Raw genomic sequence first — 13,683 nt, 5'->3', positions numbered from 1 at the left:
GCGGGGCTCGACCGAAAACTGAGGGACACATGGGACTCACCATCGGCGTCGACATCGGCGGCACGAAGATCGCGGCCGGCGTGGTCGACGAGGAGGGCAACATCCTCGACACGCACAAGGTGCCCACCCCGCCGACCCCCGAAGGCATCGTCGACGCGATCTGCGCCGCGGTGTCCGAGGCCGGCAAGGGTCACCAGATCGAGGCCGTGGGCATCGGTGCCGCGGGCTACGTCGACGACAAGCGCGCCACGGTCCTCTTCGCGCCGAACATCGACTGGCGGCACGAGCCGCTGAAGGACAAGGTCGAGCAGCGGGTCGGCCTGCCGGTCGTCGTCGAGAACGACGCCAACGCGGCGGCCTGGGGCGAGTACCGGTTCGGCGCCGGGCAGGGCCACGAGGACGTCATCTGCATCACGCTCGGCACCGGTCTCGGCGGCGGCATCATCATCGGCAACAAGCTGCGCCGCGGACGCTTCGGCGTCGCGGCCGAGTTCGGCCACATCCGGGTCGTCCCGGACGGCCTGCTGTGCGGCTGCGGCAGCCAGGGCTGCTGGGAGCAGTACGCCTCCGGGCGCGCCCTCGTCCGGTACGCCAAGCAGCGCGCCAACGCGGCCCCGGAGAACGCCAAGATCCTCCTCGCTCTCGGCGATGGTACCCCCGGGGGCATCGAGGGCAAGCACGTCAGCGCGGCGGCCCGCCAGGGCTGCCCGGTGGCCGTGGACTCCTTCCGCGAGCTGGCCCGCTGGGCGGGCGCCGGCCTCGCGGACCTGGCGTCGCTCTTCGACCCCTCGGCGTTCATCGTGGGCGGCGGCGTCTCGGACGAGGGCGAGCTGGTGCTCGACCCGATCCGGAAGTCTTTCCGCCGCTGGCTCATCGGCGGCCAGTACCGACCGCACGCCCAGGTCCTCGCGGCCCAGCTCGGCGGGAAGGCCGGTCTGGTCGGCGCGGCGGACCTGGCCCGCCAGGGCTGACGCCCGCGCCTCTTTCCGTACGACACGAACGCCGTCCCGCGCGCGGGACGGCGTTCCGTCCGTCCGGGCCGTCCCGAGCGGGGCTCACGGGGCCTTCGGCCGTACCGTTCTCCGTCCGCCCGTCGCGTCTCTGGGGCCCGGCGGGCGGTTTGTCGTATCTTGCTGGACATGGCGATCACCGCGCTGCCCAACTCACGCTCCGAGGCGGACGGTTCGGCCGTCGTCCGGGTGCTGTCCTACAACGTCCGCTCGATGCGGGACGACGAGGACGCCCTCGCCCGGGTCATCCGGGCCTGCGCCCCCGACATCGTCTTCGTCCAGGAAGCCCCGCGCTTCTTCCGCTGGCGCAAGCACGCCGCCCGGCTCGCCGCCAAGAGCGAGCTGGTCCTCCTCAGCGGCGGCGCCACGGCCGCCGGGCCCCTGCTGATGTGTTCGCTGAGGGCCACCGTGGAACGGACCGAGGACGTCCTCCTGCCGCTCACCCCCGGGCTGCACCGGCGCGGCTTCGCGACCGCCGTCGTACGGTTCGCGGGTGCCCGCGTGGGACTGGTCAGCTGCCATCTGAGCTTGCAAGCGGACGAACGGTACGCCCAGGCCGGGATGCTCCTCGACCGGGTCGCGGCCATGGACGCCCCGCACGCCATCGTGGCGGGGGACCTCAACGAACGGCCCGGCGGCCGGAGCTTCACCCGGCTGACCAAGGAGCTCCAGGACGGCTGGGCGGTCAGCCCCTGGGGCGGCGAGTACACCTCGACCCCCACCGACCCGCACCAGCGCATCGACGCCGTCCTGGCGACGAAGGGCGTCGAGTTCCTGGGCTGCGGGGTCCCCACGGACCTGGACCCGGCGGACCTCCGGGCGGCGACGGACCATCTGCCCGTGCTCGCGGCGGTACGGATCCCGGCGGCCTGACCGGCCCGGTCCGCCGACCGGCCCCACGGCTCGCCTCCCCGGCGAGCCCGGCAGGACGCCCCTGGGGCGTGTGGCGAAAGTCCCGCCTGGCCCGCGACGCCTGGTACGCCCCCTCGCTGCGTTGTCGGAGTCATCCGAGGACGTCCAGTACGAGGATGATCCTCCGCCTTGCGAGGGCACGCACCAGACGCCGCGGGCCCCGCCCTGCGGACGGACGGCGCTCCTTGCGCCACACGCCCTAGACCACCGCGCCGCGGCCCGGGTCGTCGAAACCGTCATCGTCGTCGTCGTGCTTCATCCGGCCCACGAGCGTCGCGAAGCCGCCGAGGAAGCCGCCCACGCACAGCGTCGTCATCCACCAGGTCATGTCCCACTGGAGCAGCACCGCGAGGAGCATCAGCACCGGGCCGCCCACGACGCCCAGCCACGCGAACTTCGTGGTCGCGTCGGCCTCCGGCAGCGGAGGCGGCTCCGGCGGGACGAAATGGCCCTCGTCGCCGTCCTCGGCCTTCTTGCCGGGCTTCTTCGCGCCCGCCTCCGTCGTCTCCGTCTCCGCGTCCGGGTCCGCCAGCTCGTAGTCACGCGGGCCACCGCCCACGCTCACCCCGGGCGCGAAGACGACCGAGCCGCCGAGGACGGGCTTCCGGGGAGCCTCGCCCTCGGCGTCCCCTTCGTCCTCGTCCTCCTCCTCTTCGTCACCCTCGTCGTCGTCACCGTCGTCGTCCCCCGCGTCGTCGCCGACGGGCTCCGGCAGCGCCAGGTCCTCCACCGACCGGAAGGGTCTCGCCCCCGGAGGATCCACCGGCTCCTCGCCGTACCCCGCGACGATCGCCGCCCACGCGGCCTCCTCGTCGATGGGCTGCGGCTCGCGCTCCCCGTCGTGCTGCTCAGCCACCGCTCGTACTCCCCTTCTCCCCGACGCCTTCCGGAGCGAGCCGGCCGATGAACGCCCAGCTCTCCTCGAAGATCCGCTCCGCGTCGTGGTCCAACGTCGCCACGTGGTAGCTCTGTTCCAGCAGGATCTCCCGCACGTCCGTGGAGGAGATCCGGCTCAGGATCCGTGCCGAGTCGGCCGGCGGGACGACGTGGTCCTGCGGGCTGTGCAGCAGGACCACCGGCTGCGTGACCTGGGGCAGCTGCGCGTCCACGACCCGGAAGAACTGCCGCAGCGAGTGCGCCGCGTGCAGCGGCACCTTGTCGTAGCCGATCTCCGCCACGCCCTCCTTGGCGATGTCGCTGGCGATGCCGTTCGTCGTGCGCACGAAATGGCGGACCACCGGCAGCGCGTGGGCGGCGACGCCGTGCACCTTGTTGCCCGGGTTCACCAGGACGAGGCCCTTCACCGCGTCCCCGTGCTGGGCCGCGAGCCGGAGCGACAGCGCCCCGCCCATCGACAGACCGAAGACGAAGACGTCCTCACAGGTGGCCAGCAGGTCCCGCAGAGCCCGGTCCACCTCCGCGTACCAGTCCTGCCAGCTCGTGAGCTGCATGTCCTCCCAGCGCGTGCCGTGCCCGGGCAGCAGTGGCAGCGACACCGTCAGTCCGCGCTCGGCCAGATACTCGGCCCAGGGGCGCAGCGACTGCGGGGAACCGGTGAATCCGTGACAGAGAAGGACGCCGACCTTTCCGCCCTCGTGGCGGTACGGCTCAGCTCCAGGAAGGACCGGCACCGGGGTCTCCTGTTCGTGGGTTCGACGAAGCGACGACAAGGGGAAGGACCTTCACCGTACGCGACCGGACCGACACCGACCAGGGCCGTTCGCACGAAGGTGCCTCACACACGGCCACACCCGCGACGGCGGGCGCGAAAAGGCGGGATAAGGTCTGTCCGACGGCACACGGAAGGCATTCGAGTTGATCTACGGCGCAATGAAGTTCTCCATCGGAGGGTCACTGAAGCTCGCCTTCAGGCCCTGGGTGGAGGGCCTCGAGAACATTCCCGCCGAGGGGCCGGCGATCCTCGCGAGCAACCACCTGTCCTTCTCGGACTCGTTCTTCCTGCCCGCCGTCCTCGACCGCAAGGTCACCTTCATCGCCAAGGCCGAGTACTTCACGTCGCCCGGCGTGAAGGGCAAGCTCACCGCCGCCTTCTTCAAGGGCGTCGGCCAGCTGCCGGTGGACCGCTCCGGTGCCCGTGGTGCCGGCGAGGCGGCGATCAAGGCCGGTATCGACGTCATCGAGAAGGGCGGGCTCTTCGGGATCTACCCCGAGGGCACGCGTTCGCCCGACGGCCGTCTCTACCGGGGCAAGCCCGGCGGCCTCGCGCGCGTGGCCCTGGCCACCGGCGCGCCCGTCATCCCCGTCGCCATGATCGACACCGAGAAGATCCAGCCGCCCGGCAAGGTCGTCCCCAAGCTGATGCGACCGGGGATCCGGATCGGCAAGCCGCTGGACTTCACCCGCTACCAGGGCATGGAGGGGGACCGCTTCATCCTGCGCTCGGTGACCGACGAGGTCATGTACGAGATCATGAAGCTGTCCGGCCAGGAGTACGTCGACATCTACGCGACGGCCGCCAAGCGTCAGATCGCGGAGGCCGAGAAGGCCGCCAAGGAGGCCGTCAAGGCCGAGATCGCGGCACGGGAAGAATCCGGCGCCTGACCCTCTCGCGGAGGAGGCGCCCAGGGGTGGGGGAGATGGCCAAGCGCGAGCGTGTCGTGCGGATGTCGGTCGAGCAGCCGCTGTGGCGCGCGCTCACCGCGTACCGCGTCGGAACGATGATCTACGCCGTCCTGATCTTCGTCTCCGGCCGGGAGCGCTACGAGCGGCCCTGGGTGGCCATCGTCTTCCTCGCCTTCATCTGCGTCTGGACCCTCGCCACGCTGCCCAAGGTGGCGAACGCGGCGAGCTGCACCAAGCGCTTCCTGATCGCCGACCTGACGATCGCGCTGACCGGCATCCTGCTCACCCCGCTCGCGGACGAGCAGGCCCAGTCGTTCGACGGGCCCACGCTGCCGACCATATGGACCGCCGGAGCAGTCCTCGCGTACGCGATCAAGGGCGGCTGGCGCTGGGCCGGCTTCGCCTCCTCGCTGGTCGCGGTGGCCAACATCATCGAGCGCGGCCATCCCACCCGGGACACCCTGCACAACGTCCTGCTGGTGTGGGTGGCCTCCATCGCCATCGGATACGTCGTCGAGGTCGCCCGTGCCTCCGAGCGGACCCTCGCCCGGGCCCTGGAGATCGAGGCCGCGACCCGCGAACGGGAGCGCCTCGCCCGGGACATCCACGACAGCGTGCTGCAGGTCCTGGCGATGGTGCAGCGGCGCGGCACGGCGCTCGGCGGCGAGGCCGCCGAACTGGGCCGGATGGCCGGGGAACAGGAGGTCGCCCTCCGCACCCTGGTCGCCGGCGGGATGACCCGGCCCTCGCTGGTCTCCGAGGACGAGTCGGAAGGGGCCGTGGTCCGCTTCGTCGAGGAGCCGGACGACGACTGCCCGGTCGACCTGCGGGCCCTGCTCGCCCCGCGCGCCGGGGCGAAGGTCACGCTCGCGGACCCGGGCGCCCCGGTCCTGCTGGCACCCGCCGCCGCCCGCGAGCTGGCGGCCGCCGTCGGCGCGGCCCTGGACAACGTCCGGGTGCACGCGGGCGGGGACGCCCAGGCGTGGATCCTCGTCGAGGACTGGCCGGACGAGGTCGTCGTGACGGTACGGGACGACGGCCCGGGCATCCCGGAGGGGCGGCTCGCCCAGGCGGAGGGCGAGGGCCGGATGGGCGTCGCCCTGTCCATCCGGGGGAGACTGCGGGATCTGGGGGGCACGGCCGAGCTGATCTCGGTCCCGGGCCAGGGCACGGAAGTCGAACTGAAAGTCCCGCGGGACGCACGGGGGAAGGCAGGAACGAGATGAGCGAGCAGCAGCGGACCGACCAGCAGATCAAGGTGATGGTCGTCGACGACCATCCGATGTGGCGGGACGCGGTCGCCCGCGACCTCGCCGAGGCGGGCTTCGACGTGGTGGCCACGGCGGGCGACGGCGAACAGGCCGTGCGCCGTGCCGGGGCCGCCGGCCCGGACGTCCTCGTCCTGGACCTCAACCTGCCCGCCAAGCCGGGCGTCCAGGTCTGCAAGGAGCTGGTCGGCGCCAACCCCCGGCTGCGGGTCCTGGTGCTCTCCGCGAGCGGCGAGCACGCCGACGTCCTGGAGGCGGTCAAGTCCGGCGCCACCGGCTATCTGCTGAAGTCCGCCAGCACGGCCGAGCTGATCGACGCGGTGCGCCGCACGGCCGTCGGCGACGCCGTCTTCACGCCCGGCCTCGCCGGCCTGGTCCTCGGCGAGTACCGCCGGCTCGCCTCCGAGCCCGCCCCGGCGGCCGGCGCCGACGAGCCCAAGGCCCCGCAGCTGACCGAGCGCGAGACCGAGGTCCTGCGGCTGGTCGCCAAGGGCCTGAGCTACAAGCAGATCGCCGAGCGCCTGGTCATCTCCCACCGCACGGTGCAGAACCACGTCCAGAACACCCTCGGCAAGCTCCAGCTGCACAACCGCGTGGAGCTCGTCCGGTACGCCATCGAGCGCGGCCTCGACGACGCCTGACGGCTCCTCACGTACCGTGCAACACCCGGCGATTCACTCTCCTTGACGTGTCGGAGTGGCCCACGCCCCCACTAGCGTGGGTCACGCATCCCGGCCACGGCGAAGGAGAGCTCCATGCGCGTCGGCGTACTGACCGGGGGCGGTGACTGCCCCGGTCTCAACGCGGTCATCCGCGCCCTCGTCCGCAAGGGCGTCCAGGAGTACGGCTACGAGTTCACCGGCTTCCGCGACGGCTGGCGCGGCCCGCTGGACGGTGACGCGATGACCCTCGACATCCCCGCCGTCCGCGGCATCCTGCCGCGCGGCGGCACCATCCTCGGCTCCTCCCGCACCGACCCGTTCGCGGCGCCCGACGGGGTCCGCCGGATCAGGGAGAGCCTCGCCAAGTACGAACTCGACGCGCTGATCGTCATCGGCGGCGCGGACACGCTGCGGACGGCGGCCAGGCTCGTCGAGGAGTACGGCGTGCCCTGTGTCGGCGTACCCAAGACCATCGACAACGACCTCTCCGCCACCGACTGGACCTTCGGCTTCGACACCGCCGTCGGGATCGCGACCGAGGCCATCGACCGGCTCCACACGACGGCCGAGTCGCACCGGCGGGTCCTGGTGGTGGAGGTGATGGGCCGCCACACCGGCTGGGTCGCCCTGCACTCGGGCCTCGCGGGCGGTGCCAACGTCATCCTCGTCCCCGAGCAGCGCTTCGACCTCGACCAGGTCTGCGCCTGGGTCACCTCCCGCTTCCGGTCCACGTACGCCCCGATAGTGGTGGTCGCCGAGGGGGCGAGGCCCCGGGACGGCGCCGCGGTGAGCGGCGTGGGGGAGTGGCTCGCCCAGGAGATCGAGCGGCGGACCGGCAAGGAGGCCAGGACCACCGTCCTCGGCCATGTGCAGCGCGGCGGCACCCCCAGCGCCTTCGACCGCTGGCTCGCCACCCGCTTCGGGCTGCACGCCATCGACGCCGTCCGCGACGGCGACCACGGCAAGATGGTCGCCCTGCGCGGCACCGACATCGTCCGTGTCCCGATCTCCGAGGCCACGGCCCGGCTCAAGACGGTCGATCCGGCGCTGTACGCGGAGGCGGGCGTCTTCTTCGGCTGAGCACGCCGACGGCGTGAGTCGTATATTCGCGCGTATCGGGGCGCATCGCTCTTCCGAGCCTTTTCGAGAGGAACGTCGTGGAGATCCTGGCATTCGGTGTGCAGGCCGACGAGAAGCCGCTGATCGAGAAGGCCTTCGCAGGACACCACGACGTCCGCTGCCTGGACGTGTTCCTCACCGAGGACACCGCCCCCATCGCGGCCGGCTACGAGATCGTCTCCACGAGCGTCAACGCCGACCTCGGCGGAGAGGTCCTGGGAAGCCTCGCCGCCGGCGGCACGAAGCTGATCGCCCAGCGTTCCACCGGCTTCAACAACATCGACCTCGATGTCGCCGCACGGCTCGGCCTCACCGTCGCCAGGGTCTCGTCCTACTCCCCGTACTCCGTCGCCGAGTTCGCCTGGACCCTGGCGACGGCGGTCAACCGGCGGATCGTCCGCGCCTCCAACCGGACCCGGGACTTCGACTTCCGGCTCGACGGGCTGATGGGACGCGACCTGCGCGGCCGCACCGTCGGCGTCCTGGGCACCGGCAAGATCGGCGAGGCCTTCACCCGGATCGCCCACGGCTTCGGCATGAACCTTCTCGGCTGGGACATCGCCGAGAACCCCGTCTGCGTCGGACTCGGCATGAAGTACGTCGAGAAGGAGCAGCTTCTCGCCGAGTCCGACCTGGTCACCCTGCACGTACCGCTGCTGCCCACCACCCGGCACCTCATCGACGCCGCCGCCCTCAGGGCGATGAAGGACGACGCGATCCTGGTGAACACCAGCCGCGGCGGCCTCGTCGACACCGAGGCGCTGGTCGTCGAGCTCCGCTCCGGCCGTTTCACCGGTGTCGGCCTCGACGTGTACGAGGCGGAGGCCGGGCTCTTCTTCCTCGACAAGTCCCTGGAGGTCGTCGAGGACGACACCCTGGCCCGCCTGGTGACCTTCCCCAACGTGGTGGTCACCTCCCACCAGGCGTACTACACGGTCGACGCGGTCGGCCAGATCATCGACACCACCGTCCGGAACGTTCTCGACTACACCGCCGGGCGGCGCAGCGAGAACGTCCTGGTGCCGGCCGTCCCCTAGGCCATGTCCGGAAAGTCCCGCCTGGCCCTGCGGGCGGACGGCGCTCCTTTCGCCACACGCCCTAGACCAGCACCCCCGCGAGCAGGGCCGCCGTCAGGGCCGCGCCGTCCATCGTCAGGACCGACTCCGGGTGGAACTGGACCCCCGCGAAACCCGGCCCGCGCAGGGCGTGGACCTCGTCCGTCTCCTCGTCGCGGCTCACCTCGATCCGGTGCAGCGCCAGTTCGGTGGCGGTCCGCTCGTCGCAGCGGGCCGTGAAGCTGTTGTAGAAGCCGACCGTCCGCCGCTGCCCGAAGAGGTCGATCCGCACCTGCGCCCCCTGGAAGGGCGTGCGCTTGCGGACGATCTCCAGGCCCAGCTCGGCCGCGATGAGCTCATGGCCGAGGCAGACGCCGAGAAGACCGTGCCGGTGATCCCGTACGAGCTCCGCCGTGAGGCCGCGCAGGAAGCGCATCTTGGGATCGGCCGCGTCCCCCGGATCACCCGGCCCGGGGCCGAGCACCACCGGGCCGTCGTGGCCGAGCGCGCGTTCCCGCAGACCCGGCTCGTCGTAGCGGACGACCGACACCTCCAGGCCGGAGGAGCGCAGCAGGTGCGCGAGCATCGCGGTGAAGGTGTCCTCCGCGTCGATCACCAGCGCGTGGCCGGTCAGCTCGGCCGACCGTACCTGCATCTTCAGCCAGAACGGCGCCAGGTCCGCCCGGCGTGCGTCCAGCGCCGCCCGTACCCGCGGGTCGTCCGCGAGCCGGGCCGCCCGCGGGGACGCCTCGCGCGGCCGCCCCTCCCGTACGCCCAGGGCCGTCAGCACCCCCGCCGCCTTGGCATGGGTCTCGGCGACCTCGCCCGCGGGGTCGGAGTGACGCACCAGGGTCGCGCCCACCGGAACGCGCAGCCCGCCGTCGGCGGAGATGTCGGCCGTCCGGATCAGGATCGGGGAGTCCAGTGTCTGGACCCCGCCCTCGTCCGCGCCGAGCAGGGCCAGCGCGCCCGCGTAGTACCCGCGGCCGCCCGTCTCATGGCGTTCGATGACCCGGCAGGCGTTCTGCACGGGGGAGCCGGTGACCGTGGCCGCGAACATCGTCTCGCGCAGCACCTCCCGTACGTCGAGGGACGAACGGCCGCGCAACTCGTACTCGGTGTGGGCGAGATGCGCCATCTCCTTGAGCCGCGGACCGATCACCACCCCGCCCATGTCGCCGACCGTGCACATCATCTTCAGCTCCTCGTCGACCACCATGGAGAGCTCCTCGGTCTCCTTGCGGTCGGCGAGGAAGGTCAGCAGGTCCTCGGGGGTCGGCGCCGCGCCGGAGGGGTAACGGTACGTGCCGCTGATCGGGTTCATCACGACCGTCCCCGCGGACATCCGCACATGCACCTCGGGGCTCGCCCCGACCAGCGTGCGGTTCCCGGTGTGGACGACGAAGGTCCAGTACGCGCCCCGCTCGCCCGCGAGGAGACGGCGGAACAGAGCGAGGGCGTCGGCGCGTCCGAAGCCCGGGATCCGGCCGGTGTAGGTGCGGCGGATGACGAAGTTGGCGCCCTCGCCGGAGCCGATCTCCTCGTCGATGACCCGCCGCACGGTCTCGGCGTACGCCTCGTCCGGCACGTCGAAGCCACCGTCCTCGACCCGGACGGCGTGCGTCGGAAGCTGCGCGAGCGCGTCCGCGAGCGGCAGTTCGTACGCCTCCTCGGCGACGAGCACGGAGAGCGGGGTGCCGTCGTCGCGGACGTCGAAACCGCGCTCGCGGATCTGCCGGAACGGCACGAGGGCGAGCGTCGGCAGCGGGCCGACGGGCAGATCGGCGAGGTGTTCGGCCTCGTGGACCGCCCCGATCAGCACCTCGACGGTGTCGTGATCGCGGCCCGGCGTGCGCCTGCGGAGCAGGGCGAAGGGCGGGCAGGAGGGGTCCAGGAGTCGGGAGAGGTCCATGGTGCGTGTTCCTTCCGGGTGAGGGAGAGGAACGGCCCGTGAAACGAAGGAGGCCGCCCCTCGGGGCGGCCTTCGCGTTCGACTAGTCGCGCGAACTGGGGTGTCCCCCAGCTCGAAGAGCTTCGGGACGGGCCGCCGGATGAGCGGTCCACCACCAGTTCTGGATCGTCTGCGCGAACATGGCTGCACTCTAGCCCAGCCGGACACGGAAACGGGGCCCGGTCCGCACCGTGGACGGTGCGAGCCGGGCCCCTTCTCACGATCGATCCGATCCGATGGATCAGAAGATCATGTTGTATATCTGCCAGCCGGGGCCCATCTTGACGCGCGTGCCGATCGGGGACGTGGGGTCGCCCGTGCCCAGGTACAGATACGCGACGCCCGTGGTGTCCCGGGCCATCAGGTCGACCTTGCCGTCACTGTTCAGGTCGCTCGGACCCAGGATGACGTTGTGCATGTTCCAGCCGGTGCCGACCTTGACGCGGGCGGCGTACGGCCCGGAGGCGATGCCGGTGCCCTTGTGCATCCACAGGACGCCGGAGCTGTCGCGGCCCAGGAGGTCGGCCTTGCCGTCACCGGTCAGATCGCCGGCTCCGACGATCATGGTGTAGACGTGCCAGCCGCTGCCGACGCGGACGGGGGCGCTGAACGCCGCGGACGGGTTGCCGGTGCCCCAGGAGAAGTACAGCGCGCCGGACTTCTCGCGGGCGAGGAGGTCGGCCTTGCCGTCACCGTTCATGTCGCGGACACCGACGATCTTGTCGTAACCGCCCCAGCCGGATCCGACCTTGAGCCGTCCCTTGAACGCCGCGTTCGGGTTGCCGCTGCCCTGGTGGTACCAGAGAACCCCGGAGGAGTCGCGGCCCACCACGTCCCCGGTGCCGTCGGCACGCAGCGCGGTCGTCGGGGCGACGAGGTTGTAGACCTGCCACCCGGTGGCCATCTTGTAGCGGCGCAGGAACTGCCAGTTGGCGTTGCCGGTGCCCTGGTACTGCCAGAGGGCGCCGGAGCTGTCACGGGCGATGACGTTGTAGCGGTTGGTGGCGGAGACCGGGGCCGCGCCGGGCGCCTCGACGATGTCGGACTGCTTCACCCAGGCCATGCGGTGGTGGAAGCGGATCGGGACGTAGAGGTCGGTGCCGATGACGTTCTTCTGGGCGCTGCCGAACCAGTCGTCGCCCTTCACCGCCTGGCCGGCCTTCACATAGGCCTGGCCCGGCACGAGGGAGAACTTCGTCAGGTGGGCGCCGTCGTCGGAGGGCGGGGTCAGTCCGGCCGCGGTGTAGGCGGCGGTCTCCGGGAAGGAGCGCCCGTAGATCCTGGCCGAGGTCAGCCCCGTCTTGAGCTTCACGGTCGTGGGGGAGTTGCCGACCACCGCGGTGTACTGGCCGCCAGGGTTGAAGAACCACGCCTTCTTGCCCGCGTACCAGATGGCGGTCCAGTCGTACTGGGCCTCGGCGACGACGTACGTACCGCCGGCGCGCACCTTGTTCGCGTAGTTCGAGCCCTGGGACCAGAGGGCGGAGAAGTACGGGTCGGTCAGCGTCGGCGCCGTGGTCGACGGCGAGGTGTAGAGGTAACCGAAGTTCGCCGGCCGGGCCGCGGCGGTCTTGTTGGTCTTGGTGGCGCTGTCGTAGTAGGTCAGCGTCGGCTGGTTCGCCGTGGTGAACGGCGGCACCACGCGGACCACCTGGCCGGCCCGGAGCAGGCCGCCGGCGCCCTTGTCGCCCTGTGGAGCGCCCAGCATGGCCATGTAGCGGTTCCAGTCCCAGTACGGGCCCGCGTCCCAGTGGAGCTTGGAGACACCGGCGTCCGTCTGCAGCGGCACCTCGTCGTGGCCGATGATGTGGTCACGGTCCAGCGGGACGCCGTACTTGGCCGCCAGGAACTTCACCAGGGCCGCGGAGGACTCGTACTGCGGCTCGGTGTACCAGCTGCCCTCCTTGATGGCGTAGCCCTCGTGCTCCACGCCGATGGAGTGCATGTTCTGGGTCCAGTTGCCCGCGTGCCACGCCAGGTGCTTGTTCTCGACCATCTGGGTGACCAGACCGTCCGAGGCGCGGATCAGATAGTGGGCGCTTCCCGGGACCGCGGGGTTGGTGAGCGCGGCCAGAGAGCCGTCGTAGCCGCCCTCGGTGTCGTGGATGACGATCTGGCGGATGTCGACGCCCTGGTTTGGCCGGTCGCCGAGGGTGTAGTTGCGCTTGCCGTCGCTCGACGTCCTGGACGGGACGAAGTTGCAGTTCAGGCCGGAGGGGCACTCGGCCACCGGGGTGTTCGTCGTGCTCGCGAAGCTGGCCGCCAGCGGCACGTTCGCGGGCTTGACCGGCTCGACCGACGGGTCGGCGGGCAGGACGACCTGCTCGCCGTCCTGGGTGAGCTCCCGCTCACCGGTCTTGATCGACTCGAAGACGCGCTTCGCGAAGAGGTCGGCGCCCTTCTTGTCGGGCGACTGGCTGTAGCGCGCGACGGCCGGGTACCACTGGCCCGGGTCGTCCGGCAGGTCGCCGGTCGCCTGCTTCTGGTACTCGGCGAGCAGGGCGGCACCGGCGCGGATGCTCTCCGCGGTGTCGTTCTTCAGGGACTCGGCGGAGCTGTCGACCAGCTCGGCGGCCTTGTCCAGGGTGTGCAGCCGCGGGTCGTCGGTGTCGACGGTCTCCTTCTCGAGGATGCTCCGCACCTTGGCGGCGTCGAAGTCCTTCTCGATCTCCGGCTTGCCGCTCCCGTTGAAATGGGAGAGCTGCTCCTCGTCGACGTGCGTCTTCACGTCCTCCGCGTCGACGTCCGTCAGCCCCATGACGTTGTACGCGCCGGTCACGCTCGGCTCGCCGTCGTGCGACTCCCACCGTGTCTGACGGTACGAGACCGCCATCAGCACGCTCTGCGGCACGTCGAACTCGTCCGCCGCCTCCGCGAACTGCGACTGCAGCGACACGTCCGCGGCGCCCTTGCCGTCCGAGGCGCCCAGGAGGCCGGGCGAGGCCACGGCGATGGTGCCGATCGTCGCGGTGGCCACGACGGCCGCCGCCGCACCGTACAGCAGCCGTTTCTTCTTACGATCCCTGCGGTGCCCTTGGGTCACACCCACCCCTGTGATGTTGAGCCTCAGATGGTTGAGGATTCAGATGTTTGAAACGCGCGTGAGGGTAACACCGCTGCGGC

Annotated in this window: 12 protein-coding genes; 7 read left to right on the top strand and 5 right to left on the bottom strand. The window is 71.2% G+C overall.

The features are described 5' to 3' along the window. The first annotated feature begins 29 nt into the window (after positions 1-29). Complete coding sequence (locus ACZ4VW_RS05890) at positions 30-971, top strand: ROK family glucokinase (protein WP_467958823.1); 942 nt, start codon at positions 30-32, stop codon at positions 969-971. Between the two features lie 168 nt (positions 972-1,139). Continuing rightward, the gene (locus ACZ4VW_RS05885) at positions 1,140-1,883 is read left to right on the top strand and encodes an endonuclease/exonuclease/phosphatase family protein (protein WP_467958821.1); all 744 of its coding nucleotides are present in this window, start codon (positions 1,140-1,142) and stop codon (positions 1,881-1,883) included. A 238-nt stretch (positions 1,884-2,121) separates the two neighbouring features. Here the strand turns inward: ACZ4VW_RS05885 and ACZ4VW_RS05880 are convergent, their stop codons facing one another. Together ACZ4VW_RS05880 and ACZ4VW_RS05875 are read right to left on the bottom strand one after the other, a co-directional pair. Next, positions 2,122-2,778 (bottom strand): hypothetical protein, encoded by a 657-nt coding sequence (locus tag ACZ4VW_RS05880; protein WP_467958819.1) that lies wholly within the window; start codon positions 2,776-2,778, stop codon positions 2,122-2,124. Beyond that, positions 2,771-3,553 (bottom strand): alpha/beta hydrolase, encoded by a 783-nt coding sequence (locus ACZ4VW_RS05875; RefSeq protein WP_467958817.1) that lies wholly within the window; start codon positions 3,551-3,553, stop codon positions 2,771-2,773. Before ACZ4VW_RS05875 ends, ACZ4VW_RS05880 begins: the two co-directional genes overlap by 8 nt. Positions 3,554-3,752: 199 nt before the next feature. Between ACZ4VW_RS05875 and ACZ4VW_RS05870 the strand changes: the two genes are divergently transcribed. From ACZ4VW_RS05870 to ACZ4VW_RS05850, 5 genes are all read left to right on the top strand, one after another. After that, positions 3,753-4,484, top strand: a complete 732-nt coding sequence (locus ACZ4VW_RS05870; protein ID WP_467958815.1) for a lysophospholipid acyltransferase family protein — start codon at positions 3,753-3,755, stop codon at positions 4,482-4,484. 35 nt (positions 4,485-4,519) lie between these two features. Beyond that, a complete protein-coding gene (gene macS, locus ACZ4VW_RS05865; protein ID WP_467958813.1) occupies positions 4,520-5,731 on the top strand; it encodes a MacS family sensor histidine kinase in 1,212 nt (403 codons plus the stop codon). Next, on the top strand, positions 5,728-6,414 hold the full coding sequence (locus ACZ4VW_RS05860; protein ID WP_467958811.1) for a response regulator: 687 nt from the start codon (positions 5,728-5,730) through the stop codon (positions 6,412-6,414). Before macS ends, ACZ4VW_RS05860 begins: the two co-directional genes overlap by 4 nt. A gap of 114 nt (positions 6,415-6,528) precedes the next feature. Next, the gene (locus tag ACZ4VW_RS05855) at positions 6,529-7,515 is read left to right on the top strand and encodes an ATP-dependent 6-phosphofructokinase (RefSeq protein ID WP_467958809.1); all 987 of its coding nucleotides are present in this window, start codon (positions 6,529-6,531) and stop codon (positions 7,513-7,515) included. Between the two features lie 77 nt (positions 7,516-7,592). Further along, positions 7,593-8,591: a 2-hydroxyacid dehydrogenase gene (locus tag ACZ4VW_RS05850; RefSeq protein ID WP_467958808.1), complete on the top strand. Its 999-nt coding sequence runs from the start codon at positions 7,593-7,595 to the stop codon at positions 8,589-8,591. Between the two features lie 61 nt (positions 8,592-8,652). Here the strand turns inward: ACZ4VW_RS05850 and ACZ4VW_RS05845 are convergent, their stop codons facing one another. From ACZ4VW_RS05845 to ACZ4VW_RS05835, 3 genes are all read right to left on the bottom strand, one after another. Continuing rightward, positions 8,653-10,521 (bottom strand): anthranilate synthase family protein, encoded by a 1,869-nt coding sequence (locus ACZ4VW_RS05845; RefSeq protein ID WP_467958806.1) that lies wholly within the window; start codon positions 10,519-10,521, stop codon positions 8,653-8,655. 82 nt (positions 10,522-10,603) lie between these two features. Continuing rightward, positions 10,604-10,702, bottom strand: a complete 99-nt coding sequence (locus tag ACZ4VW_RS05840; protein WP_467958805.1) for a trp operon leader peptide — start codon at positions 10,700-10,702, stop codon at positions 10,604-10,606. Between the two features lie 99 nt (positions 10,703-10,801). Further along, positions 10,802-13,603: an N-acetylmuramoyl-L-alanine amidase gene (locus tag ACZ4VW_RS05835; RefSeq protein ID WP_467959577.1), complete on the bottom strand. Its 2,802-nt coding sequence runs from the start codon at positions 13,601-13,603 to the stop codon at positions 10,802-10,804. Between the last annotated feature and the right edge of the window lie 80 nt (positions 13,604-13,683).

The sequence above is a fragment of the Streptomyces sp. NPDC029139 genome (assembly GCF_055564335.1).
Note: the sequence above shows the minus strand (reverse complement) of the source record. Positions and strands in the feature narration are given on the sequence as shown.